The sequence below is a fragment of the Rhodococcus kronopolitis genome (assembly GCF_042654025.1).
Lineage (GTDB): Bacteria > Actinomycetota > Actinomycetes > Mycobacteriales > Mycobacteriaceae > Rhodococcus_G > Rhodococcus_G kronopolitis.
In genome coordinates this window covers 526,759-550,217 of the sequence record NZ_JBHSFO010000002.1, presented here as the reverse complement: position 1 = coordinate 550,217, position 23,459 = coordinate 526,759, and the positions used below count along the sequence as shown (strand labels likewise).

The following is a 23,459-nucleotide window of genomic DNA, read 5'->3' as shown; positions in this document are numbered from 1 at the left end:
CGGTGAATGCCGGCGGGGCGAAGCGCTGTCTGCACCCCGGTCGGGGGTGGGACAGTCCCGATGGGTGCGCCGTTGGCGCGGCCCGTCGCAACTGTGTGGGATACTGGCATCGGTCGGGCTCACACTTTTGTTTCACGCGGGTCCGACCGGATGACACCACGGTTCGATGCCCTCATCGCTGCCACGATGCGCGGACACCCCGCGCCTCACGGCATGCTGGATGATCGGGCGCACGGATCACGGAGCACCGCCATCCAGCCAGGCGTCGCACAAGCTGGCAGTGATTAACGGATCACTGCCAACCGCGCGGGGCGAGACCAGACAATCCCACGGCTACCGTCGTGGGTACACACAGCAGCGCCCTCGCGTGGCCGCGTCACACCCGGAAAGTCAAGGTGGACGCGCCCGGGGGCTCGAGGAGACTTACGTGGCCGACAAAGCGCCGCTCGATTCGCAGACTTCCGCCGCAGCCGCGGTGGCACCGACTTTCCCGGACAAGATCCGGGTACACGCACTGGCAAAGCTGCTGGGCGTGACCAGCAAGCAGGTACTCGCGCAGGTAGCCGAGCTCGGCTCCGAGCTGCGCAGCGCGCAGTCGAGCGTCGACCGTGAGCTCGCCGAGCGGGTGCACGCGGCGTTCGCCCCCGCCGAGGCCGCCCCGGTCGAGGTTCCGGTCGCCGAGGAGCCCGCGGTCGAGGCCCCGGCCGCCGACGAGGCCCCGGTGAAGGCGCCCAGGAGCCGGTCGCGGTCCAGGTCGAAGGCCAAGGCGCCGAAGACCGAGGAGCCGGCCGTCGAGGTGCCGAAGACCGAGGAGCCGGTCGCCGAGGCCCCCGTGGTCGAGGCCCAGCAGGGCCTGTTCACCAACGTGGACGCCCCGCACGCACACGTTCCCGCCGCCGGTGACGCCGCCCCCGTGTTCCAGGCCCCGCTGTTCATCCAGCCCGACGCCGAGCCCGCGCCGCGTCGTCGTCGCGCACGTCGCGAGGCCGCGGCACCGGACGAGAACGCACCCATCGAGGTGACCACCGGGTTCACCGCGCCTGCGGTCGCCGAGGTCGAGCACGTGCAGACGCCCGACGTCGCCCCGGAGGTCGAGACCTCCGACGCCGGCAGCCAGGCCGTCGTCGAGTCCGCCGAGTCCGACGAGGACGACGCGCAGAGTCGTCGTCGCCGCCGTGGCCGTCGGGGTCGCGGACGCGGCCGCGGCGAGCAGTCCGGTGACGAGCAGTCGACGACCACCGAGCCCGACGAGACGGCGGTTGCCGAGGACGCTCACCCCGAGGCCGGCGAGTCCGAGTCCGAGCGCACCGACCACGAGCCCGCCGAGTCCGGCGACGAGACGGCCGAGGGCGCCGACGACTCCGAGTCCGACGAGTCCGACGAGGCCGGGGCCGACGGCGCGAGCCGTCGCCGTCGCCGTCGTCGTCGTCGCAAGGGCAGTGGCGACGCCGCCGAGGCCGGCTCCGAGGACGACGGTGTCGCCACGGTCGTGCACGAGCGCGAGCCGCGCGCCAAGGCCCGCGTCAAGGACGAGGTCCAGGGCATCTCCGGTTCCACCCGTCTCGAGGCGAAGCGTCAGCGTCGCCGCGACGGGCGCGACGCCGGTCGCCGTCGTCCGCCGATCCTGACCGAGTCGGAGTTCCTCGCCCGCCGCGAGGCCGTGGACCGGGTGATGGTGGTCCGGGAGAAGACGGCCGGACCGAACCAGGGCCTGACCCAGGTCGCGGTGCTCGAGGACGGTGTCCTCGTGGAGCACTTCGTCACCAGCTCGGCGTCCGCGTCGATGGTCGGCAACGTCTACCTCGGGCGCGTCCAGAACGTGCTGCCGTCGATGGAGGCGGCCTTCATCGACATTGGCCGCGGCCGCAACGGCGTGCTCTACGCCGGTGAGGTCAACTGGGAGGCCGCCGGTCTCGGTGGCAACAGCCGCAAGATCGAGCAGGCCCTGCGGCCCGGCGACCAGGTGCTCGTCCAGGTCAGCAAGGACCCGGTCGGACACAAGGGTGCCCGACTGACCACCCAGATCTCGCTGGCCGGCCGGTTCCTGGTCTACGTGCCCGGTGGCAGCTCCACCGGGATCAGCCGCAAGCTGCCCGACACCGAGCGCAAGCGGCTCAAGGAGATCCTGCGGGAGATCGTGCCGCCCGAGGCCGGCGTCATCATCCGCACCGCGTCCGAGGGCGTCAGCGCCGAGGAGCTCGCGCGCGACGTCACCCGGCTGCAGAGCCAGTGGGCGGAGATCGAGAAGCAGGCCGCCGAGGCGGACAAGGGCAAGGGCAGCGGCCCGAAGGCCCTGTACGAGGAGCCCGACATGTTGGTCAAGGTCGTCCGCGACCTGTTCAACGAGGACTTCGCCAAGATCGTCATCGAGGGCGAGAAGTCCTGGTCGACGGTGGAGAACTACATCAAGACCGTCGCACCCGACCTGCTGCCGCGGGTCGAGAAGTACGAGGGCAACGGCGGCCCCGACGTGTTCGAGGCCAAGCGGATCGACGAGCAGCTGGCCAAGGCGCTCGACCGCAAGGTGTGGCTGCCCTCGGGCGGCACCCTGGTGATCGACCGTACCGAGGCGATGACCGTCGTCGACGTCAACACCGGCAAGTTCACCGGTGCCGGCGGAAACCTCGAGGAGACCGTCACCCGGAACAACCTCGAGGCGGCCGAGGAGGTCGTGCGGCAGATGCGCCTGCGCGACATCGGCGGCATGATCGTCGTCGACTTCATCGACATGGTGCTCGAGTCCAACCGGGACCTGGTGCTGCGCCGTCTCACCGAGGCGCTCGGCCGGGACCGCACCCGGCACCAGGTCTCCGAGGTCACCTCGCTGGGCCTGGTCCAGATGACCCGCAAGAAGCTCGGCACGGGCCTGGTCGAGGCGTTCTCCACCACCTGTGAGCACTGCCACGGTCGCGGCATCATCGTGCACGCCGACCCGGTCGAGGAGAAGTCGTCGGGCGACGACGGCTCGCGGTCCGGTGCGGCCAAGTCCGGCGAGTCCGGCGGCCGCAAGCGTCGTGGACGTGGCGACAAGGCGACGCAGTCCGACGCGCCGGCGGCCAGGAACGGCCAGGACGCGCACGACGGCACGGAGTCGCACGACGCGCACGACGTGGATGCCACGGTCAAGCGGGCGCATCCCGTCGCGCTCGCGATGGCCGCGCACCACGACGACCACACGCACGAGCAGGACCAGGCAGCCGCCCAGGCCGTCGAGGCCGAGGTCGTCGTGGCCGACGCCCCCGTCGTCGAGGTCGAGACCGTCGAGGTCGCGGCTCCCGAGGTCGAGACCCCTGCGGTCGAGGCTCCCGTGGTCGAGGTCCCTGCCGTCGAGGTTGTGGTCGAGACCGCCGAGGCGGACAAGGCCGAGGCCGCCGAGGCACCCACCCGGGGCCGGCGTCGTTCGCGGCGTTCCTCCCGGTCGGCTGCGGGACGGTCGGCGGAGTCGACGCCCGAGGCCGAGGCGGCCCCCGTCGAGCGGGCTCCCGAGCCCGTCGTCGAGCCGGTGGTCGTCGAGCAGATCGTCGTCGAGCCGGTGGTGACCGCACCGGTGGTCGTCGAGCCCGTGGCAGAGCCCGTGGCCGCTGCTCCGGTGGCGTCCGAGGCCGACGCCAAGGCGCCCACGCGTCGTCCGCGTCGTCGGGCATCGGCCCGTCCGGCGGGCCCGCCGACGGACGCCTAGGCCGGACAAGTTCGGGGTGGCGGAGCCGGTTTGACCCTGGCCACCGCCATCCCGTAATCTTGACCGGTCGCTACTCGGCGATACCGCTCGGCTGCGCCCACTAGGCAGCAGCGGGCGCGCCTGAGGTAGCAAGTACACCAGACCAGTCGCTCGGCTCAAGCCGCGCGAGCACGTTCGAAGAAGCAAGGGGTAGCCCTCCGATGGCAACGTACGCGATCGTCAAGACCGGCGGAAAGCAGTACAAGGTCGCTGTTGGTGACCTCGTCAAGGTCGAGAAGATCGAGGGTGAGCCCGGCACTTCTGTCTCGCTGGCCCCGGTCCTCGTCGTCGACGGATCCGAGCTGACCACCGACGCCGCCAAGCTGGCCAAGGTCGAGGTCACCGGCGAGGTCGTCGAGCACACCAAGGGCCCGAAGATCCGCATCCACAAGTTCAAGAACAAGACCGGATACCACAAGCGCCAGGGCCACCGTCAGAAGCTGACGGTCCTCAAGGTCACCGGTATCAACAACTAGTTCTTTTCTAGACTGAGTTTGCCCGAGGAGGGTCAACAACATGGCACATAAGAAGGGTGCATCCAGCTCCCGTAACGGCCGCGATTCAAACGCTCAGCGCCTCGGCGTGAAGCGCTTCGGCGGCCAGTCGGTCAGCGCCGGCGAGATCCTGGTTCGCCAGCGCGGAACCCACTTCCACCCCGGCGTGAACGTCGGACGTGGCGGCGACGACACGCTGTTCGCGCTCTCCGCGGGTGCGGTCGAGTTCGGCACCAAGCGTGGCCGCAAGACCGTCAACATCGTTCCGGCGCTGGCAGAGGCCTGATTCTGCCGCGACTTTCGCCCCGTGACTGACGTCCTCGTGACAGATGCCGCGGAGCGACGCGTTACAAGCTCCCAGTAGGGGCGGGCCAGGGTGTCACACCCAGCCCGCCCCTATTGCTATTTACAGACTGAGGAAGGATCCGGCAGTCATGTCCCGATTCATTGACCGCGTAGTGCTGCACGTCAGCGCCGGAAATGGCGGCAATGGCTGCGCCTCCGTTCACCGCGAGAAGTTCAAGCCGCTCGGCGGACCCGACGGCGGCAACGGTGGCCGTGGTGGAGCGGTGGTGCTCGAGGTCGATCCCAACGTGCACACGCTGCTGGACTTCCACTTCCACCCGCACGCCAAGGCAGGCAACGGCAAGCAGGGTGCAGGCAGCAACCGTGAGGGCGCCAACGGCGAGGACCTGATCCTGCGGGTGCCCGAGGGCACCGTCGTGCTCGACGGTGACGGCCAGGTGCTCGCCGACATGATGGGCGCTGGCACCCGCTTCGACGCCGCCCCCGGCGGCCGCGGCGGACTCGGCAACGCGGCCCTGTCCTCGAAGGCGCGCAAGGCCCCCGGCTTCGCGCTGCTCGGCGAGGACGGCGTGCAACGCGACCTCGTGCTGGAGCTGAAGTCGGTGGCCGACGTCGGCCTGGTCGGCTTCCCCTCCGCGGGCAAGTCGTCGCTGGTGTCCGTGCTCTCGGCGGCCAAGCCGAAGATCGCCGACTACCCGTTCACCACGCTGCGACCGAACCTGGGCGTGGTGTCCAGCGGCGACACCACCCTCACCGTCGCGGACGTGCCCGGTCTGATCCCCGGCGCCAGCCAGGGCCGCGGCCTGGGGCTGGACTTCCTCCGTCACATCGAACGCTGCGCGGTGCTCGCCCACGTCGTGGACTGCGCGACCATGGATCCCGGCCGCGACCCGGTCTCCGACGTCGACGCGCTCGAGGCGGAGCTCGCCGCGTACACGCCGGCCCTGTCGGCGGACGTGAGCCTCGGTGACCTGGCCGACCGACCCCGCATCGTGATCCTCAACAAGGCCGACGTGCCCGAGGCCGCGGAGCTGGCCGAGATGGTCACCCCGGACTTCGAGAAGCGCGGCTGGCCCGTCTTCACCATCTCGGCGGTGACCAGGGATGGGCTGCGTCCGTTGACCTTCGCCCTGGCGAAGATGGTCGCGGACTACCGCGAGGCCAACCCGAAGCCGGAGCCGGCGCGTCCGGTGCTGCGCCCGGTGGCGTCGAACCAGCCCGACTTCCGCGTGATCCCCGACCCGGACACCCGCGGCGGGTTCATCGTCCGCGGCGAGCGCCCCGAGCGGTGGATCAAGCAGACCGCGTTCGACAACGACGAGGCGGTCGGCTACCTCGGAGACCGGCTGGCCCGGCTCGGCGTGGAGGCGGCACTGGTCAAGGCGGGTGCGCAGCCCGGTTGCTCGGTGACCATCGGCGACGTCAGCTTCGACTGGGAGCCGCAGACCCCGGCGGGAATCGACATGATGCGCACCGGTCGCGGCACCGACATGCGGCTGGACCAGGACGAGCGCATCGGTGCGGCGGAGCGCAAGCACGCGCACCGGATCCGTCGCGGGCTCGAGGGCCTGGACCCCGAAGAACAGTGACGGCGACCGCGGCCGCCTCGGACACCCGGACCACGATCACCGCGGCGCGCAGCGTCGTGGTGAAGATCGGTTCCTCGGCGCTGACCAGCCTCGAGGAGGGTCTCGACCGGGCGGCACTCGACACCCTCGTCGACGCGATCGAGGCTCGGATGCGGGCCGGCTCCGACGTCGTGGTCGTCTCCTCCGGGGCGGTCGGCGCGGGCATCGCGCCGCTCGGCCTGTCCAAGCGGCCGCGGGACCTGGCGACCAAGCAGGCGGCCGCGAGCGTCGGTCAGCTGGCGCTCGCGCACGCCTGGGGCACCTCGTTCGCGAGGTACGGGCGCACCGTCGGTCAGGTCCTGCTCACCGCGGACGACCTGGCCCGCCGGACGCAGCACCGCAACGCCCAGCGGACCCTGGACCGGCTGCGGGCGCTGCACGCGGTGGCGATCGTCAACGAGAACGACACCGTCGCCACCGCCGAGCTGCGGTTCGGCGACAACGACCGGCTGGCCGCGATGGTCTCGCACCTGGTGCAGGCCGACGCGCTGGTGCTGCTCTCGGACGTCGACGGCCTCTACGACGGCGACCCCCGTCGCGGCGGCGCCACGCTGATCCCGGAGGTGACCAGCCCCGAGGACCTCGACGGGGTGGTCGCCGGGTCCGGGGGAGCGCTCGGGACCGGCGGCATGGCGTCGAAGCTGTCGGCAGCCCGGCTGGCTGCGGATTCGGGGGTGCCGGTGCTGCTGGCCGCCGCCGCCGACGCGGCCGAGGCGCTGAGCACCGCAGGTGTCGGCACGGCCTTCGCCGCGCGGCCGACGCGGATGTCGGCCCGCAAGTTCTGGGTGCGGCACGCGGCGGACACCCAGGGCGTCCTGCACGTGGACGCGGGGGCGGTCCGGGCGGTGGTGGACCAGCGACGGTCGCTGCTGCCCGCCGGCATCACCGCCGTCGACGGACGGTTCTACGGCGGCGACGTGGTCTCGCTTGCCGGTCCGGACGGTGCGCCGGTGGCGCGCGGGGTGGTGGCCTACGACGCCGCCGAACTCCACGAGATGCTCGGCCGCTCCACCCTCGAGTTGCCGTCGGAGTTGCAGCGCCCGGTGGTGCACGCCGACGACCTGGTCCGGCTGTAGGAGGTCAGGGGGCCGTCGGCTTGTCCTTCGGGTCGCCGATGACCTTGGGTGGTCCGTCGGGATGCAGTGCGCCGCCCTCGCTGACCCAGTCGGAGATCTCGGCGGCGTCCTCGGGAGTGACGGGCTTGCGCCTGCTGAAGAGCGATTTCACCTTGTCGCTGAATTTCGCCATGCCCGCAGCCTACCGAGGTATCCCCAGGGCGGCGAGCAGCCGGCGTCGAATGCGAGCGTGGTCGGATCGCGGGTACGGTCGATCCCATGGGTGTTTTCGGTCAGTTGTTCCCGGGGAAGGAACTCGAGGACGGCGGTGGCGAGGACGGCGACGGGCAGACGCATCGGCCGCGCGTCGCCGTCGACCTGGACGCGGGCGTGATCCGGCTGTCGCCGGCCAGGCCCGCCGTCACTGCGCAGGAGCCGCCGGATCAGTGATCGGTGCCGGCTTCGATCGACCGGGTGCGGGCTCGCTCAGCGGCACCCGTCGGCGAGAGTCGTCAGTACCTGCGAGCATCCGGCGTCGAGCTTGAGCGTGGCGTATTCGTCGCCTCGGGTGGTGCCCCGGTTCACGATGGCGACCGGGGTGCCGTGCTTGGCCGCATGCCGGACGAAGCGCAACCCGGACATCACGGTCAGCGAGGAGCCGAGTACCAGCACCAGGTCGGCGGCGTCGACCATCGCGTAGGCCGCCGCCACCCGCGGCTTGGGCACGCTCTCGCCGAAGTACACGATGTCGGGCTTGAGGATGCCGCCGCAGCGGTCGCAGTCCACCACCCGGAAGTGCGCGGTCTCATCGATCACCGCGTCCGCGTCCGGGGCGATCTCGACTCCTGTTGCCGCGGAGACGGATTCGGCGAAGCCGGGGTTCGCGGCGGCGAGCCGCTCGGCGAGCGAGATGCGCGAGAGCCGGTGCCCGCAGCCCATGCAGCGGACCTGGGCGTAGCTGCCGTGCAGGTCGATGACCGCGCGGCTGCCTGCCTTGGTGTGCAGCAGGTCGACGTTCTGGGTGAGCACGCCGGTCACGGTGCCGGACCGTTCGAGGGCGGCCAGTGTCCGGTGTCCCGCGTTGGGCACGGTGGCGTCCATGTACCGCCAACCCAGGTGGTTGCGCGCCCAGTAGTGGCGCCGGAACGCGGCGTCGCCCATGAACTGCTGGTACGTCATCGGGTTACGCGGCGGCGAGTCCGGGCCGCGGTAGTCCGGGATCCCGGAATCCGTGGACATCCCGGCGCCGGTCAACGCCAGCACCCGCCTGCCGTTCACGAGTGCGGCGAGCCGGGCAGCCCCGGCTTCGGGTTCGAGGACCGGCACGGACATGCCCACCAGGTTAGTCGCGTACCCCGGTGGGCAGGTCCGTGCGGTGGTCCGGCTCCCGGGGTCAGCCCCGGGTCGGCGCCGCGACCAGGGGGTAGACCCCGTTCACGTCGTGCACCTCGCGGCCGGTGACCGGAGGGTTGAACACGCACAGCATCCGCATCTCGGTGACCGGTTCGACGCGGTGCCGCTCGTGGCCGTCGAGCAGGTACATGGTGCCCGGCCGCAGCTGGTGGACCTCGCCGTTGTCGAGGTCGGTGAGGATGCCGTCGCCGTCGATCAGCCAGACCGCCTCGACGTGATGGGCGTAGTGGAACTCGTTGACGGTTCCGGCGGCGATGGTGGTCTCGTGGAAGGAGAAGCCGACGGCGTCGCCCGCGAGGACGATGCGCTTGGAACGCCAGTTGCCGTCGGCGCTGGTGACGTCACGGTCGGTGTCGGTGATCTCGTCGGTGGTGCGCACGATCATGGAGCGGTTCCTTCCTGTTCAGGCGCAGACCTTCGCGGTGGCCTCGGCCAGGATGCTCAGCCCGTGGTCGAGCTCGGCGTCGGTGACGGTCAGCGGCGGCAGCAACTTGACCACCTCGTCGGACGGCCCGGAGGTCTCGGCGAGCAGGCCCTCGTCGTAGGCGAGCCCGCAGACCTTGAGCGCGCGACCGGGGTCGTCGAAGACCAGGCCCTGCACCATGCCACGGCCGCGGGCGGAGACCCCGGCGAAGCGGTCGGACAGGTTCGCAAAGATCTCCTCGATGCGCCTGCCCTTGGCCGCGGTCGAGCGGCTGAGCGCGTCGTCGGACCAGTAGTGGTCGAGCGCGGCGGTGGCGGTGACGAATGCCGGGTTGTTGCCGCGGAAGGTGCCGTTGTGCTCGCCGGGGGCCCACACGTCGAGTTCGGGCCGCATCAGGGTCAGGGCCATCGGCAGGCCGTAGCCGCCGATCGACTTGGACAGGGTGACGATGTCGGGGGTGATGCCGGCAACCTCGAACGAGAAGAACGGGCCGGTGCGGCCGCAGCCCATCTGCACGTCGTCGACGATCAGCAGGATCCCGCGGCTCGAGCAGAGGTCGGCGAGGGCTCGCAGCCACTCGGGCCGGGCGACGTTGACGCCGCCCTCGCCCTGGACGGTCTCGACGATCACGGCGGCGGGACGGTTGAGTCCGCTGCCGGTGTCGTCGAGGACGCGTTCGAACCAGTGGAAGTCGGGCATCTCGCCGTCGAAGTAGCCGTCGAACGGCATCGGGGTGGCGTGCACGAGCGGCACGCCGGCACCGGCACGCTTCATCGAGTTTCCGGTGACCGAGAGTGAGCCGAGGGTCATTCCGTGAAAAGCGTTGGTGAAGTTGACGATCGAGGAGCGGCCGGTCACCTTGCGGGCGAGTTTGAGTGCGGCCTCCACGGCATTGGTGCCGGTGGGTCCGGGGAACTGGACCTTGTAGTCCAGGCCACGGGGCGCGAGGATGTTGCGCTGGAAGGTCTCGAGGAACCGGCGCTTGGCGACGGTGTTCATGTCGAGTCCGTGGGTGATGCCGTCGCGGGTCAGGTAGTCGAGCAGGGCCTCCTTCAGCACCGGGTTGTTGTGCCCGTAGTTCAGGGCCCCGGCGCCGGCGAAGAAGTCCAGGTAGTCGCGGCCGTCCTCGGAACGGATCCAGGATCCGGAGGCGGAGCCGAAGACTGCCGGCCACGACCGGCTGTAGCTGCGGACCTCGGACTCGAGGCTGGTGAAGATGTCGGTCTCTACGAGGGTGTTCACTGCTCTCCTCTGCTGCTGTCGTCGCCGATGACGTAAAGGTCCTCGGGTTCGTGCTGGTCGGGAAAGTTGTTGGAGCCGAACAATTTACGGGTTGAGATGCTGGTGTACCGACTCCGCGCGACCGAGGCGAAGAGTGCCTGCGATCCGGTGTTGTCGGGACTGATCGTCGTCTCCAGCATTGAGACACCTTGATGCGCAAGGTGATCGAGAAGGAAGTTCAACATCGCGGAGGCGACGCCGCGGCCGCGCAGGGCGTCGTCGACGGCAACCTGCCACACGAAGACGGTCGTCGGGTCCGTCGGCCGGACGAATCCGGTGACGTAGCCCCCGACCCGTCCGTCGTGCTCGGCCACTACGGAGGTCTCCGCGAAGTCCCTGCACCACAGCAGGTACGAGTAGCTCGAGTTCAGGTCGAGAACGGCGGTGTCGCGGGCGATCTCCCACAGCCGGGCCGCGTCGGCCAGGGTGGGCTGACGAAGGGTCGGCATGTCGTTCGGGTGCAGCGCGCTGTGGTGCTCGCCGGGGGTGGTTCCGGGTCGGTCGGGCCGTGCGCCGGCTTGGTCGGGATGCGCCGCGCCGGGTGGGGCGGAGCGCTCCGCGCCGGGTGGTTCCGGCTGCATCGCGCCGGGTCGTGGTCGGGTCCCCTTGCGGGGAAATAAAATTGGGGTCGCACTTTCTGTAACGGGAGTCATTGGTCAAACGAACGTAACAATGGGCCCAAAGGATTTCAGCAACTTCCCGCCTGGTCCAGCCCGAGAAGCCGGCGTCGGCACTGGTGAGCGCACCAGTGTGATACCGGTCACATCGTCGTGCTCAGCTGACGCTTGCCAGGGCAAACGGCAGGACGGCCGGTGCGCCCGCCGCACGCAGTTCACGGGCCGCCATCGTCAGCGTCCAGCCGGTGTCGGTGAGGTCGTCGAGCAGCAGGACCGGGCCGTCCAGGTGGCTCAGATCCGGCGCCGTCCACGCGCCCACCAGCCCGGCGACGCGGTAGGCGGAATTGGCCGCCGAGACCGGGGGATGGCCGGGGGTCCGGGCCAGCGTGCCCAGGTCGGTGAGCCGGCCGACCTCGGCCAGCCGGCGTGCCAGGGAACCCACCAGTTGCGGCCGGGTCTGCGACTCCATCGCCAGCAGCGAGGTGGGTCGGGTGTCCCAGTCCCAGGCCGCCAGGACCTTGATGCAGGCGTCGACGACCGCCTCGGGCACCGGGCCGTCGGGCCCGTCGAACAGGGTGCGCAGTCGCTGACCCCAGCCCAGGTCGGTGAGCCGGCCGAGCACCCGGCCAGGCTGATGGTTGTCGGTGATCTTGCCGGACAACGACACTCCGAGCTTGGCGAGTCCGGTCGGCCACTGCTTGCGGGGCAGCAGGTCGACGCCCGGGCGGTCCAGCCGGGTGCGGGCCTGGGCGAGGGCCTGTTCGTCGACGTCCGCGGTGAGGGTGGGGCCGGCGCAGTTGTCGCAGCGGCCGCACGGCTGCGGATCGGCGGTCAGGCCCGGATCGTCGAGCTGTCGGCGCAGGAACTCCATCCGGCACATGGTGGTGCGCTGGTAGTCGACCATGGCCTGCTGCTCGGACTCGCGGGCCTGGGCGAGCCGCTCGTACCGCGGCGCGTCGTACTCCCACGGCTCTCCGGTGCCGACCCAGCCGCCGCGGACCCGGCGCACGGCACCGTCGACGTCGAGGACCTTGAGCACCATCTCGAGCCGGGACCGGTTGAGTTCGACCTGCGGCTCGAGCGCCTGGGTGGACTGGGGTCGCTCGGTGTCGAGGACCTCGATGACCCGGCGCACGATGTGCTCGCGCGGGAACGCGACGGAGGCGAAGTAGCTCCAGATCTGCCGGTCCTCGTGGCCGGGCAGCAGCACCACCTCCGCGCGGTCGGTGGAGCGGCCGGCGCGGCCCACCTGCTGGTAGTAGGAGATGGGCGAGGACGGTGCGCCGAGGTGCACCACGAACCCCAGGTCCGGCTTGTCGAACCCCATCCCGAGCGCGGACGTCGCGACGAGGGCCTTGACCCGGTTGCCGAGCAGGTCGGCCTCGAGCTGCTCGCGCTCGGCCGGATCGGTTTGCCCGGTGTACGCGGCGACCGTGTGGCCCTGCTCGGACAGCAGCCCGGCGAGGTCGCGGGCCGCGGACACGGTGAGGGTGTAGATGATGCCGGAGCCGGGCAGCTTCTCGAGTTGCTGGCCGAGCCAGGCGGCGCGCTTGGTGGCCTCGTCGATGTGCACGACCGACAGGCGCAGCGACTCCCGTTCCAGGCCGCCGCGCAGCACCAGGGTCTCGCCGCCGCCGACCCCGAGCTGGGTCGAGACGTCCTCGACCACCCGGTCGTTGGCCGTCGCGGTGGTGGCCAGCACCGGGATGCCATCGCCGAGCTCGGCGATCAGGGTGCGGATCCGGCGGTAGTCCGGACGGAAGTCGTGGCCCCAGTCGGAGACACAGTGCGCCTCGTCGACCACCACGAGGCCGGCGTCGGCGGCGAGCGAGGGCAGCACCTGGTCACGGAAGTCGGGATTGTTCAGCCGCTCGGGACTGACCAGCAGCACGTCCACGTCGCCGTCGGCGATCTGGCGGTGAATCTCGTCCCACTCGGTGACGTTGCCGGAGTTGATGGTCGCCGCGCGCACGCCTGCCCGCTCGGCCGAGGCCACCTGGTTGCGCATCAGCGCGAGCAGCGGCGAGACGATGACCGTCGGCCCGTGCCCGCGGGCCCGCAGCAGCTTGGCGGAGATGAAGTAGACAGCGGACTTGCCCCAGCCGGTGCGCTGGACCACCAGCGCGCGCCGGCGGTGCACGACCAGCGCCTCGATCGCCGTCCACTGGTCCTCGCGCAGGCGGGCGTCCGGTCCGGCGAGTTCGCGCAGCAGCCCCTCGGCCTCGGCGCGCAGGTCCGCACCGGTGGTGGGGTCGGCGGTCGTGGTGTTCGCGCTCATGGCAGCCATCATGCCCGTACCCACCGACAATGGGCTCGTCACGAGCCTCGGCTGTGGTAGGCCTGACAGCAGTCGCCGTCGCCGTCGAGAGGACCGAGCAATGACCACCGAACCCGATTCCGTCTCCCAGGTGCTCGCCGCGTTCGAGGCCGGCGCCGCGGACCTGGAGCGGCTGTACCGGCACCTGCACTCGCACCCCGAACTCTCCTACGAGGAGTACGAGACCGCGGCGATCGTGGCCGAGCGGCTGGCGGACGCCGGGTACGAGGTGACCGAGGGGATCGGCGGCACCGGGGTGGTGGGGGTGCTGACCAACGGCGACGGCCCCGTGGTGCTGCTGCGCGCGGACATGGACGCGTTGCCGGTGCGCGAGGACACCGGGTTGGACTACGCCTCGACCGCCATCGGGACGACTCCCGACGGCGCGCAGGTGCCGGTGATGCATGCCTGCGGGCACGACATGCACGTCACCTGCCTGCTCGGCGCCGCGGACCTGCTGGCCCGGGGGCGTGGGCACTGGTCGGGAACCCTGGTCGCGTTGTTCCAGCCCGCGGAGGAGGTCGGCAGTGGAGCCCGCGCGATGCTCGAGGACGGCCTGTACGAGAAGGTGCCGGCGCCGGACGTGGTGCTCGGTCAGCATGTGATGCCCGGTCCGGCGGGCACCGCCTTCCTCAGCCCGGGGACCGCGATGGCGGCGGCGCAGAGCCTGCAGGTACGGATGTTCGGCCACGGCGGGCACGGTTCGATGCCGGATCAGTGCGTGGATCCGGTGGTGATGGGCGCGGCGACGGTGATGAGACTGCAGACCCTGGTGTCCCGGGAGATCTCGCCGACCTCGCCCGCGGTGGTCACGGTCGGGTCATTTCAGGCGGGGACCAAGGAGAACGTGATTCCGGAGGAGGCCGTGCTCAAGGTCAACACCCGTTCGTTCGAGACGCACGTCGCTGAGCAGTTGGTCGAGGGCATCACCCGGATCGCGGACGCCGAGTCCGTTGCGTCCCGGGCGCCGCGGCCGCCGGAGATCACCGAGCTGAACAGCTTCCCGCTTACCGTCAACGACGTCTCGGGGTCGCGGCGGACGCTGGCGGCGCTCGGGGCGGTGCTCGGCACCGACAAGGTCTTCGAGATCGGACCGGTCTCGGGCAGCGAGGACGTCGGTGATCTGGCCACCGAGATCGGTGTGCCGTTGGTGTACTGGTTCATCGGCGGGTTCGAGGTGCCCGGGGGTGACGGGGCGGATTCGCAGCAGCCGTTGCCGTCGAACCACTCACCGAAGTTCGCGCCGGTGATCCGGCCGACGCTGGACACGGGTGTCGCGGCGTTGGTGGCGGCGGCGGTGGAGTGGCTCGACTGAGTGGTCGGCCACCCGAACGGCGGCCATGCAGCTGAGTGGTGGTCGCGCACGTGAGTGGTGGTCGCGCACCTGACGAGTGGTCGCGCAGCTGATCGCCAGCCGAGAACCTGAATTTCTATGCGGCGCCCGGTTTTCGAGGGTCGTCACTCCCGGGTCCGCCGTCACCGTCGCTGCAGTCGCCTAGCAGGTGCTCCATCGGGTGGTGGTAGTGGTTCAGCCGCCCGGTGCGGGTGGGGTCGATGTGCGTCGGGGGATGCCACAGGGTCCGTCCCGGGAACCGGTGGTCGGGGCCGGTCCGCGTGTCGCCCACTGCTCCGGCCGGGGTCCGACGAGGGCGTGGTGGGTCTCGCAGCCGAAGGTCAGGTCGTCGGCATTGGTCTCGCCGTCGTCGGCCCAGTCGTTGACGTGGTGCGTCTGCGACCAGTATCCGGGGCTGGCGCAGCCGGGGAACGTGCAGCCGCGGTCCTTGGCGTAGAGCACAATTCGTTGGTCGGTGGTGCCGAGGCGTTTGCTGCGGCCGAGGTAGAGGGGCCGGCCGTCGTCGAAGATCGCGAGGTAGTGCCGGGCGCCGCGGGCCGCCATCCGGATCATCTCGGGCATGGGGATGAGGGTGCCTCCGCCGGTGACGGCGTGGCCGGAAGCTTCCTCGAGTTCGCGGGCGGTCATGGTGGCGACGACGGTGACGGGGACGCCGCGGTGCCGGCCGAGTTCGCCGGAGGTGAGGACCGAGCGGAGGACGGACTTGAGGGCGTCGTGTTGGCGTTGGCCCTGGGTGCGGTGGTCGCGGGTGGCGGCGCCGGGGGAGGGCTGAGTGTCAGCGGGTTCTGTTGCAGTGGAGCTCTTCTGGGGTGCGGGCGTGGAGTGGGGCTCGGCGTTCGACTGTGCCGTGCCGCCACTGGGGTCCGCGTCGCCCGGCTGCGTCTCCCGGCCCTCGTCCTCGGGATTGCACATCCCGGGCTTGGCGAGCTTGGCCATGATCGCCTCGAGATAGGCGCGACCCTCCGGGTCGGTGCAGAACGAACCCTTGGTCATCTTGTCCCGACCCTGCGGCCCGATCCGGAAGAACCTCTTGCGGGCCCGGTCGGTTTCGTCGTCGAGGGTCCCGTCCGGATCGAGGACAGCCGCGAGCCGGCGGGCCACCGCACGCAGTTCGTCGGGCCGCAGGATCAGGGCCTGCTCGGTGAGCTGGGCCTCGGCCTGGCCGCGGGTGCCTGCGTCGACGGCGGTGGGCAGTTGGTGCAGGAACTCGCGGATCGCGTCCACGTGCGCGGGGTCGAGGTTCCCGTCGTGTTCGGCGGCCGCGGTCGCGGTGAGCGCGGCTCGAGGTGGTCTCCGCCGAGGGTGGTGGTGCGGCCGAGTTCCTTCGCCGCATGGACCCGTTCTGCGGCCTTGGTGGGGCTGATCCGCAGGGTGTTCGCCAACAGCTCCCGCAGCGTGGTGCCGCCGAACTCGTCGGCGGCGCGTTGTTCGAGGAGCTGGTTGACCAGCGTGTGTCCGATTGCGGGGACGGTGCGGGCGACGTGTTCGAGCCGAACCAGCAGGGCGAGGCGGTCCCGGTTGGAGGCGGCGGCGGTGTCGAGCTCGCGCAGGGTCTGCATCCCGGTCTCGACGGTGTGGAGGGCGTCGGCGAGCGGGCCGTTGTCGATGACATGGTCGACGGAACGGTCGTCGGCTGCGGTCATCGTGGTCACCCCCTCGGGACCGATTCGCTCTTCTGTTCGAATTGTAGCGAGGGGGTCCGACAAGTCGTCCGAGCAAAAGGATCCGCTGGTTGTAGCTGGATTTGGATACCCAGCGATCCGCAGGGAAACCGCCGGGACAGCGCCGTCTCATCAATCCGATGGCAATCAGGAGTGAGCGTCGGACCCCTCGAACGGAGTCAGGATCTCCGGCTTGGCCACGTCACCTCGCGGTGTCGACAAGCCTCATCCGGGTGCAGTTGTCCCTGTAGTTCTGTGAGACCTTCCGGCGACCAGGATGTGTCGTGCAGTGAGACGGCCCGGTCGAACCCGCGGGTCAACCAGCGGTGGACGGCGCCGGACCATCGCAGCTGCCACGGTTGATCCGACCGAGGGCTCCGCGCCAACGATCCACTGGGGGAGCCCTCGCCGATGCTGGCTTCGAATGCGCCGGTCTGGTTGAGCCAGAGCCCTCAGTCCGCCTCGTACAACGCGTCGAAGTGAGCGGCGAAGTTCTCGCCCACCACCTTCCGCTTGATCTTGAGCGTCGGTGTCAGCTCCCCGGATTCCTGCGAGAGGTCGCGGTCGGCGATCACGAACTTCTTCACCTGCTCCGGCGGCGCGAGCCTGGAGTTGGCCGCGTCGACGGCCTGCTGGACCATCCCGACCACCTCCGGGTGCCGGGACAGCTCGGCGATCGAGTCCGGCATGCCCTGCGCCTGCGCCCACGGCAGCACCGTCTCCGGGTCCAGCGTCACCAGCACGACGGGGTAGGGCCTGCGGTCGCCGTGCATCACGGCCTGGCTGATCCACGGCGAGCGCTTGAGGTCGTTCTCCAGGTTCGCGGGCGTGAGGTTCTTGCCGCCCGAGGTGACGATGATGTCCTTCTTGCGGCCGATGATCGAGACGTACCCGTCCTCGTCGATGGTGGCCAGGTCCCCGGTCCGCAGCCAGCCGTCCTCCACCGCGCCGAACGAGGCGTCGTCCATCTTGTAGTAGCCCTGAAAGATGTTGCCGCCGCGCAACAGCAGCTCGCCGTCCTCGTCGACGCGGGCCTCGAGCCCAGGCACCGGCCGTCCGACGGTGCCGAACCGGTGGTGGCGCACGGTGTTGACGGTCGCGCCGGTGGACGTCTCGGTCATCCCGAACCCCTCCATCACCGGGACCCCGCAGCCGTAGAAGAACTCGAGGATCTCCTTGGCGATCGGCGCGGCGCCGGTGGTGGCCAGCCGCAGGTTGCCGCCGAACAGTGCGCGCACCCCCTGGAACAGGGCGGCGTCGGCGGCGTCGAACGGCTGCTGCAGTTCCGCCGGGACGGGCTCGCCGCGGGCCTGCAGGTCGCGCACCCGGACCCCGACCGCCGCCGCGGCCAGCATCCGCTCGCGCTCGTCCGCCGGCTTGGACCCCACCGCCAGGGTGTAGATCTTCTCGAACACCCGCGGCACCGACGGCAGGTGGGTCGGCCGCGTCGCCATCACCTCCGGGACGATCCGCGCGGTGTCGCCGCCCCAGTACACGATGACGCCACCGCGGTCGAAGGTGAGCAGCTGGAACAGCAGGGCGAACGCGTGCGCCAACGGCAGGAACAGGTACGCGACCATGTCGGTCTCGGGGCCCGGATTCTCCGCGGCGTCGAGCGCGGTGTTGGCCTCCATGATCGCGCGGTAGTTGCCGTGCGAGAGGACGCAGCCCTTCGGCGGTCCGGTGGTCCCGGAGGTGTACATGAACACGTACGGATCGGCGGGGGTCACCGCGGCGGCCCGCCGTCGTAGCTCCTCGGCGCCGATTTCCCGGCCCCGACGACGGATGTCGGACGCGGGGACGGCGCCGTCGGCCTCGCCGTCGAGGACCACCACCCACTCCAGTGCGGGCAGCTGGTCGCGGACGGCGGCGATCTTCGCGACCTGTGAGGCGTCCTCGCAGACGATGGCCCGGGCCTCCGAGTTGCCCACCACCCAGGCGCACTCCTCCGGCGAGTTGGTCGGGTAGACCGAGACGTGGACGGCGCCGGTGGCGACGACGGCGAGGTGCGCGACCGACCAGTCCGGGCGGGTGGTCCCGAGCACGGCCACCCGGTCGCCGACGGTCAGTCCGAGGTCGATCAGGCCGGCGCCGAACTCCTCGACCCGCGTGGCCAGCTCGCGGTAGCTGATCTCGTCCCACTGGTTCGGCTCGCTCTGGAACCGGGCCGCGGGCCGGTCGCCGTAGGCCTCCGCGGCGCGAAAGGCAAGGTCTGCGAGCGTCTTTCCTGCGATCGTCTGGTACATCGGCCGGTGCTCCCGTCGTCCCGGTGCGACCGCCTGCTGCCGGTGGGCCGCGTTGTGGGGATGCTACGTCCGGGGTGCCGCCGGTGTCCGGATTCGGTGGCCGCGCGGCCGCGTCACGGCCGGTCGAGCGCCGCATCCACCTGGGCGCGGGTCGGCGCCGTGTCCGCGCCGCGTCGGGTGGTGGCCAGCGCGCCCGCGGTGACGGCGCGCCGCAGCGCGACCTCCGGGCCCCGGTGCCAGGACGCAGCCAGCTCGCCGGTCAACGCGTCGCCCGCGCCGGTGCTGTCGAGCACCCGCACCGTCGGCGGCGACTCCTGCACGGCGGCGCCGTCGGGACCGCGGTACGACGCGCCGCGCGCGCCGACGGTCGTGACCAGGTGCGGCACCCGCCGCAGCGTCGCCGCACCGAGCTGACCGGCCTCCGTCTCGTTGACCACCAGCACGTCGACGCAGTCCAGCAGCGGGTCCGGCAGCGGCCGCGCCGGGGACGGGTTGAGGACGACGGTGACCGCGTTGTCGTGGGCGTGCCGGGCGCCGGCGAGCACCGTCGACAGCGGCAGCTCCAGTTGGCACAGCAGCAGGTCTGCCGCCGCGACCGCGTCGAGCTCGCCTGCGTCGAGCTCGGTCATGGTGGCGTTCGCGCCGGGCGTCGCGACGATGCTGTTCTCCCCGTCGGCGGCGACGGTGATCAGGGCGACGCCGCTTGGCCCGGAGGTCTCCCGCAGGAGCCGGGCGTCGACCTCCGCGTCGACGAGGTGCTGACGCAGCTGCAGGGCGAAGACGTCGTCGCCGACCGCGCCGAGAAACGTCACCGTCGCGCCGGCCCGGGCCGCCGCGACCGCCTGGTTCGCGCCCTTGCCGCCGGGCCCGGTGTGCAGGGAGTGGCCGAGCACGGTCTCGCCGGGCCGGGGGAGCCGGTCGGTGGCGGCGGCGAGGTCCATGTTGATACTGCCGAGCACGGCGATGCGCGCGGCGCGGGTATCGGTGGCGAGACCGGGTGCAGAGGCAACGTCCGCGGCCATGGCCTCGACGTTAGTCCGCCGTCGGCGCTATCGGCACGCGTCGGGACCGCGATCCCCACAGCGGCGGCCGGCTCAAACGGTCGCCTTCGCCTTCGCCTCGCGGGACCGGAGCAGGAGATAGCCGCCGCACACGATCATCGCGAACACCGCGCCGACGCCCAGTGCGGTGCGACCGGCCGAACTGAAGAACAGCAGCACCAGGACCCCCGCGAGGAACGCGAGCGCCAACCAGTTCGTCACCGGCGCGCCCGGCAGTCGGTAGTCCACGGCCGGGAGCAGGCCGGCCCGCACCTGCGAGCGGTACCGCAGGTGGCAGACCAGGATGGTGCCCCAGACGAAGATGATTCCGACCGTGGAGACCGACGTGATGTAGAGGAAGGCCCGGTCCGGGGAGATCACGTTGACCACCACGCCGATCAGCATCACGCCCGCGGACAGGGCGATGCCGGGCAGCGGCACCGACCGGCCGCTGAGCCCGGCCAGCGCCGCGGGGGCCTCCTGGCGCAGGGACAGGCTGCGCAGCATCCGGCCGGTGGAGTAGATGCCCGAGTTGCACGACGACAGCGCCGCGGTGAGCAGCACGAAGTTCATGATTCCGGCGGCGGCCGGGATGCCGATCTGCTGGAGTACCTCCACGAACGGGCTGAACCCGGCGTGGAAGTCGCGCCAGCTGGCCACCGACATGATCACCACCAGCGACCCGATGTAGAACAGCCCGATCCGCAGCGGCAGCGAGTTGATCGCCTTGCGCAGCGTCGGCTTGGGGTCGCGGGCCTCGCCCGCGGTCACGCCGATCAGCTCCACGCCGACGTAGGCGAACATCACGATCTGCAGGCTCATCAGCGCGGCCCCGAACCCGTTGGGGAACACGCCGCCGTCCGCCCACAGGTTCGTCACGGTCGGATTGGTGGCCTGGCCGAAGCCCAGGGTGAGTACGCCGATGCCGATCAGGATCATGCCGATTATCGCGGTGATCTTGACCGCCGCGAACCAGAACTCGGCCTCGCCGAACAGTTTCACCGAGATCAGGTTGGCGCCGAACAGCAGCGCCAGCACCACCAGTGCCGTCAGCCAGGTGGGCACCGCCGGGAACCAGAACTCCACGTACTTGCCGGCGACCGTGATCTCGGCCATGCAGGTGGCCGTCCACACCGCCCAGTACGTCCAGCCGGTGACGAAGCCGAAGAACCGGCCGAGGAACTCCTCCGCGTACTCGCCGAAGCTGCCCGAGACCGCGCGGTAGGTGAGCAGTTCGCCCAGCGCGCGCATGATCACGAACACCGCCAGACCGGCCGCGAGGTACGCGAGGATCAGGGACGGGCCTGCCGACTCGATGGCGGCGCCGGAGCCGTAGAACAGGCCGGTGCCGATGGCGCCGCCGATGGCGATCATCTGGATGGTGCGCGAGTTCAACCCGCGGCTGTAGCCCTCGGACTCGTCGACGCCGAGTGCCTCGTCGCTTGTCTGTCTCAATGGAACGCTTTCGTCGGTGCACGGAGTTTCGGGCCGGTCGATTATGCGCCAGTCCGGTCGTTACCGGTACTCACGACCGGGGTGCACGAGCATCCGTCGGTGACCAGGGACGCTGTCCGCGACCTCCCATGGGCTCGAAACCCAATGGAGCGCTTTTGTCGGCGACGGGAGCGTCGGGCCGGTCGATTGTGCGTCGGTCGGGTCGATACCCTGTATTCATGACCGCGGTGAATGAAGGTGCCCAGGTAGTCAGCGCTGTGCAGGGCGAGGACCAGACTCGCGAGGCGGTGCACTCCGCGGCGCGGCGTGCCCGAGTCGCCTCCCGGGCTCTCGCCCTGCTCACGACCGCGCAGAAGGACCGGGCGCTGCACGCGGCCGCCGACGCGCTGCTCGCGGCGACGGACACCGTGCTCGCCGCCAATGCCCGCGACATCGACGCGGCGCGGGCCGCGGGTACCGAGGAGAGCCTGCTCGACCGGCTGCGGCTGACCGCGGACCGGGTCGAGGGCATCGCATCGGGGCTGCGTCAGGTCGCCGGCCTGGCCGACCCGGTCGGCGGGGTGGTCCGCGGCTCGACGCTGCCGAACGGCCTGGAGATCCGTCAGGTCCGGGTGCCGCTCGGTGTGGTCGGCATGGTCTACGAGGCCCGCCCCAACGTCACCGTCGACGCGTTCGGCCTGGCCCTCAAGTCCGGCAACGCGGCGCTGCTGCGCGGGTCGAGTTCCGCGGCGCACTCGAACGCCGCCCTGGTCGAGGTGCTCCGCGCCGCGTTGACGGAGCAGTCCCTGCCCGCCGACGCCGTCCAGCTGCTGCCCAGCGCGGACCGCTCGTCCGTCACCCACCTGATCCAGGCGCGTGGCCTGGTGGACGTGGTGATCCCGCGCGGCGGCGCCGGGCTGATCGCCGCCGTGGTCCGCGACGCCACCGTGCCGACCATCGAGACCGGTGTCGGCAACTGCCACGTCTACGTGCACTCCGCCGCGGACCTCGCGATGGCCGAGAAGATCGTGATCAACGCCAAGACCCGTCGGCCGAGCGTGTGCAACACCGCCGAGACCATCCTTGTCGACGCCGCGATCGCGGACGTCGCGGTGCCCGCGCTGACTCAGGTGCTGCAGGCGCACGACGTCGTGATCCACGGTGACCTGCCCGGTCAGGTGCCGGCCACCGAGGACGACTGGTCGCAGGAGTACCTGACCCTCGACGTCGCGCTCAAGGTGGTCGCCGACCTGGACGCGGCGGTCGCGCACATCGACCGGTACGGCACCGGCCACACCGAGGCCATCGTCACCGCCGACCTGGCCGCGGCCCGCGAGTTCACCGCCCGCGTCGACGCCGCCGCCGTGATGGTCAACGCCTCGACGGCGTTCACCGACGGCGAGCAGTTCGGCTTCGGCGCCGAGATCGGCATCTCCACCCAGAAGCTGCACGCCCGTGGTCCGATGGGCCTGGACGAGCTCACCTCCACCAAGTGGATCGTGTGGGGCGACGGGCACGTCCGCCCCGTCTGAGCCGACCGTCACCCGATCCCGATCGACCGAACCCGAGGAGCCCGTGTGGACCGCGCCCTGCCGCTGACGCCGCCGACATTCGCCAGCGTCGACGAGGTGATCACCCGGCTCGCCGAGACCGGCTACCTGGCCGACAAGGCCACCGCGACCGCGGTGTACCTGGCCGACCGGCTGGGCAAGCCGCTGCTCATCGAGGGCCCCGCGGGCGTGGGCAAGACCGAGCTGTCCCGGGCCGTCGCGCAGACGGCGGGCGCCGAACTGGTGCGGCTGCAGTGCTACGAGGGCGTCGACGAGTCCCGGGCACTGTACGAGTGGAACCACGCCAAGCAGATCCTGCGGATTCAGGCGGGCGGCGACGGCGCCAGCTGGGGCGACACCAAGCTCGACGTGTTCTCCGAGGAGTTCCTGCTGCCGCGGCCGCTGCTCACCGCGATCCGCCGGGCGGACCCGACCGTCCTGCTGATCGACGAGGTGGACAAGGCGGACGTGGAGATCGAGGGACTGCTGCTCGAGGTGCTCAGCGACTTCGCCGTCACGGTGCCGGAGCTCGGCACCATCGTCGCCACCCGCAAGCCGTTCACGGTGCTCACCTCCAACGCGACGCGGGAGCTGTCAGAGGCGCTCAAGCGGCGCTGCCTGTTCCTGCACCTGGACTTCCCGGACGCCGATCTCGAGCGCCGGATCCTGGCCAGCCGGGTGCCCGAGCTGCCGGAGGCGATGGCCGAACAGCTCGTCAACACCGTCCGGGTGCTGCGGGGCATGCAGCTCAAGAAGCTGCCCTCGGTCGCGGAGACCATCGACTGGGGCCGCACCCTGCTGGCGCTGGGGATGGACACCCTGGACGACGACGCGGTCCGTGCCACCATGGGAGTGATCCTCAAGCACCGGTCCGACCAGCAGCACGCCGCCGCCGAACTGCGACTGAACTGACGTCAGGAG

Annotated in this window: 19 protein-coding genes and 1 pseudogene; 9 read left to right on the top strand and 11 right to left on the bottom strand. The window is 70.8% G+C overall.

All coding sequences use genetic code 11. The annotated features are described in order from the left end of the window. The first annotated feature begins 427 nt into the window (after positions 1 to 427). The 5 genes from ACFO6S_RS05845 (at position 428) to proB (ending at position 7,222) form a co-directional block, all read left to right on the top strand. Positions 428 to 3,679: a translation initiation factor IF-2 N-terminal domain-containing protein gene (locus ACFO6S_RS05845; protein ID WP_378414971.1), complete on the top strand. Its 3,252-nt coding sequence runs from the start codon at positions 428 to 430 to the stop codon at positions 3,677 to 3,679. A 200-nt stretch (positions 3,680 to 3,879) separates the two neighbouring features. Beyond that, complete coding sequence (rplU, locus tag ACFO6S_RS05840; protein WP_378414970.1) at positions 3,880 to 4,194, top strand: 50S ribosomal protein L21; 315 nt, start codon at positions 3,880 to 3,882, stop codon at positions 4,192 to 4,194. Positions 4,195 to 4,234: 40 nt separating this feature from the next. Further along, positions 4,235 to 4,498, top strand: a complete 264-nt coding sequence (gene rpmA, locus ACFO6S_RS05835; protein ID WP_378414968.1) for a 50S ribosomal protein L27 — start codon at positions 4,235 to 4,237, stop codon at positions 4,496 to 4,498. A 148-nt stretch (positions 4,499 to 4,646) separates the two neighbouring features. After that, positions 4,647 to 6,107, top strand: a complete 1,461-nt coding sequence (obgE, locus tag ACFO6S_RS05830) for a GTPase ObgE (RefSeq protein WP_378414967.1) — start codon at positions 4,647 to 4,649, stop codon at positions 6,105 to 6,107. After that, positions 6,104 to 7,222, top strand: a complete 1,119-nt coding sequence (gene proB, locus ACFO6S_RS05825) for a glutamate 5-kinase (protein ID WP_378414965.1) — start codon at positions 6,104 to 6,106, stop codon at positions 7,220 to 7,222. The genes obgE and proB overlap by 4 nt, the downstream gene beginning before the upstream one ends. Positions 7,223 to 7,226: 4 nt before the next feature. On the opposite strand, the gene ACFO6S_RS05820 is transcribed toward proB, so the two are convergent. After that, positions 7,227 to 7,394 carry a hypothetical protein gene (locus ACFO6S_RS05820; RefSeq protein ID WP_378414964.1) on the bottom strand — a complete coding sequence of 56 codons (168 nt, stop codon included), beginning with the start codon at positions 7,392 to 7,394 and terminating at the stop codon, positions 7,227 to 7,229. An 86-nt stretch (positions 7,395 to 7,480) separates the two neighbouring features. Here ACFO6S_RS05820 and ACFO6S_RS05815 point away from each other — a divergent pair, with 86 nt between their 5' ends. Beyond that, the gene (locus ACFO6S_RS05815; protein WP_378414962.1) at positions 7,481 to 7,651 is read left to right on the top strand and encodes a hypothetical protein; all 171 of its coding nucleotides are present in this window, start codon (positions 7,481 to 7,483) and stop codon (positions 7,649 to 7,651) included. Between the two features lie 36 nt (positions 7,652 to 7,687). Here the strand turns inward: ACFO6S_RS05815 and ACFO6S_RS05810 are convergent, their stop codons facing one another. From ACFO6S_RS05810 to ACFO6S_RS05790, 5 genes are all read right to left on the bottom strand, one after another. Continuing rightward, positions 7,688 to 8,533: an NAD-dependent protein deacetylase gene (locus tag ACFO6S_RS05810; RefSeq protein ID WP_378414960.1), complete on the bottom strand. Its 846-nt coding sequence runs from the start codon at positions 8,531 to 8,533 to the stop codon at positions 7,688 to 7,690. Between the two features lie 61 nt (positions 8,534 to 8,594). Then, complete coding sequence (locus ACFO6S_RS05805) at positions 8,595 to 8,999, bottom strand: ectoine synthase (protein WP_378414958.1); 405 nt, start codon at positions 8,997 to 8,999, stop codon at positions 8,595 to 8,597. Between the two features lie 18 nt (positions 9,000 to 9,017). Then, positions 9,018 to 10,280 (bottom strand): diaminobutyrate--2-oxoglutarate transaminase, encoded by a 1,263-nt coding sequence (gene ectB, locus ACFO6S_RS05800; RefSeq protein ID WP_378414956.1) that lies wholly within the window; start codon positions 10,278 to 10,280, stop codon positions 9,018 to 9,020. After that, positions 10,277 to 10,768, bottom strand: coding sequence for a diaminobutyrate acetyltransferase (ectA, locus tag ACFO6S_RS05795; RefSeq protein WP_378415250.1), 492 nt, complete (start codon positions 10,766 to 10,768; stop codon positions 10,277 to 10,279). Before ectA ends, ectB begins: the two co-directional genes overlap by 4 nt. A 325-nt stretch (positions 10,769 to 11,093) precedes the next feature. Further along, positions 11,094 to 13,214, bottom strand: coding sequence for a RecQ family ATP-dependent DNA helicase (locus tag ACFO6S_RS05790; RefSeq protein ID WP_378414954.1), 2,121 nt, complete (start codon positions 13,212 to 13,214; stop codon positions 11,094 to 11,096). Positions 13,215 to 13,314: 100 nt separating this feature from the next. Between ACFO6S_RS05790 and ACFO6S_RS05785 the strand changes: the two genes are divergently transcribed. Then, positions 13,315 to 14,568 (top strand): amidohydrolase, encoded by a 1,254-nt coding sequence (locus tag ACFO6S_RS05785; protein ID WP_378414952.1) that lies wholly within the window; start codon positions 13,315 to 13,317, stop codon positions 14,566 to 14,568. A 213-nt stretch (positions 14,569 to 14,781) separates the two neighbouring features. Here the strand turns inward: ACFO6S_RS05785 and ACFO6S_RS05780 are convergent. The 5 genes and pseudogenes from ACFO6S_RS05780 to ACFO6S_RS05760 form a co-directional block, all read right to left on the bottom strand. Continuing rightward, a pseudogene (locus ACFO6S_RS05780) lies at positions 14,782 to 15,846 on the bottom strand (HNH endonuclease signature motif containing protein); the annotation flags it as partial. Beyond that, positions 15,735 to 16,166 carry a DUF222 domain-containing protein gene (locus ACFO6S_RS05775; RefSeq protein ID WP_378415249.1) on the bottom strand — a complete coding sequence of 144 codons (432 nt, stop codon included), beginning with the start codon at positions 16,164 to 16,166 and terminating at the stop codon, positions 15,735 to 15,737. The pseudogene ACFO6S_RS05780 and the gene ACFO6S_RS05775, both read right to left, overlap by 112 nt. Before the next feature lie 554 nt (positions 16,167 to 16,720). Then, positions 16,721 to 18,514 (bottom strand): AMP-dependent synthetase/ligase, encoded by a 1,794-nt coding sequence (locus tag ACFO6S_RS05770; protein ID WP_378414949.1) that lies wholly within the window; start codon positions 18,512 to 18,514, stop codon positions 16,721 to 16,723. Positions 18,515 to 18,627: 113 nt separating this feature from the next. After that, positions 18,628 to 19,536: a ribokinase gene (locus ACFO6S_RS05765; RefSeq protein ID WP_378414947.1), complete on the bottom strand. Its 909-nt coding sequence runs from the start codon at positions 19,534 to 19,536 to the stop codon at positions 18,628 to 18,630. Between the two features lie 72 nt (positions 19,537 to 19,608). Beyond that, on the bottom strand, positions 19,609 to 21,009 hold the full coding sequence (locus ACFO6S_RS05760; protein WP_378414945.1) for an amino acid permease: 1,401 nt from the start codon (positions 21,007 to 21,009) through the stop codon (positions 19,609 to 19,611). A 218-nt stretch (positions 21,010 to 21,227) separates the two neighbouring features. Here ACFO6S_RS05760 and ACFO6S_RS05755 point away from each other — a divergent pair, with 218 nt between their 5' ends. Both ACFO6S_RS05755 and ACFO6S_RS05750 read left to right on the top strand, forming a co-directional pair. After that, positions 21,228 to 22,520: a glutamate-5-semialdehyde dehydrogenase gene (locus tag ACFO6S_RS05755; protein ID WP_378414943.1), complete on the top strand. Its 1,293-nt coding sequence runs from the start codon at positions 21,228 to 21,230 to the stop codon at positions 22,518 to 22,520. Positions 22,521 to 22,565: 45 nt separating this feature from the next. Beyond that, entirely contained in the window at positions 22,566 to 23,450 is an 885-nt protein-coding gene (locus ACFO6S_RS05750) for an AAA family ATPase (RefSeq protein WP_378414941.1), read from the top strand. Positions 23,451 to 23,459: the final 9 nt, after the last annotated feature.

What these genes read in the sequence shown, in the direction of transcription:
- rpmA (WP_378414968.1), top strand. Translation starts at nt 4,235, where the DNA reads ATGGCACATAAGAAGGGTGCATCCAGCTCCCGTAACGGCCGCGATTCA.
- ACFO6S_RS05790 (WP_378414954.1), bottom strand. Translation starts at nt 13,214, where the DNA reads ATGAGCGCGAACACCACGACCGCCGACCCCACCACCGGTGCGGACCTG.
- ectA (WP_378415250.1), bottom strand. Translation starts at nt 10,768, where the DNA reads ATGCCGACCCTTCGTCAGCCCACCCTGGCCGACGCGGCCCGGCTGTGG.
- ACFO6S_RS05765 (WP_378414947.1), bottom strand. Translation starts at nt 19,536, where the DNA reads ATGGCCGCGGACGTTGCCTCTGCACCCGGTCTCGCCACCGATACCCGC.
- ACFO6S_RS05770 (WP_378414949.1), bottom strand. Translation starts at nt 18,514, where the DNA reads ATGTACCAGACGATCGCAGGAAAGACGCTCGCAGACCTTGCCTTTCGC.
- ACFO6S_RS05810 (WP_378414960.1), bottom strand. Translation starts at nt 8,533, where the DNA reads ATGTCCGTGCCGGTCCTCGAACCCGAAGCCGGGGCTGCCCGGCTCGCC.
- ACFO6S_RS05815 (WP_378414962.1), top strand. Translation starts at nt 7,481, where the DNA reads ATGGGTGTTTTCGGTCAGTTGTTCCCGGGGAAGGAACTCGAGGACGGC.
- obgE (WP_378414967.1), top strand. Translation starts at nt 4,647, where the DNA reads ATGTCCCGATTCATTGACCGCGTAGTGCTGCACGTCAGCGCCGGAAAT.
- ACFO6S_RS05755 (WP_378414943.1), top strand. Translation starts at nt 21,228, where the DNA reads ATGACCGCGGTGAATGAAGGTGCCCAGGTAGTCAGCGCTGTGCAGGGC.
- rplU (WP_378414970.1), top strand. Translation starts at nt 3,880, where the DNA reads ATGGCAACGTACGCGATCGTCAAGACCGGCGGAAAGCAGTACAAGGTC.
- ACFO6S_RS05785 (WP_378414952.1), top strand. Translation starts at nt 13,315, where the DNA reads ATGACCACCGAACCCGATTCCGTCTCCCAGGTGCTCGCCGCGTTCGAG.
- ACFO6S_RS05820 (WP_378414964.1), bottom strand. Translation starts at nt 7,394, where the DNA reads ATGGCGAAATTCAGCGACAAGGTGAAATCGCTCTTCAGCAGGCGCAAG.
- ACFO6S_RS05775 (WP_378415249.1), bottom strand. Translation starts at nt 16,166, where the DNA reads ATGCAGACCCTGCGCGAGCTCGACACCGCCGCCGCCTCCAACCGGGAC.
- ACFO6S_RS05805 (WP_378414958.1), bottom strand. Translation starts at nt 8,999, where the DNA reads ATGATCGTGCGCACCACCGACGAGATCACCGACACCGACCGTGACGTC.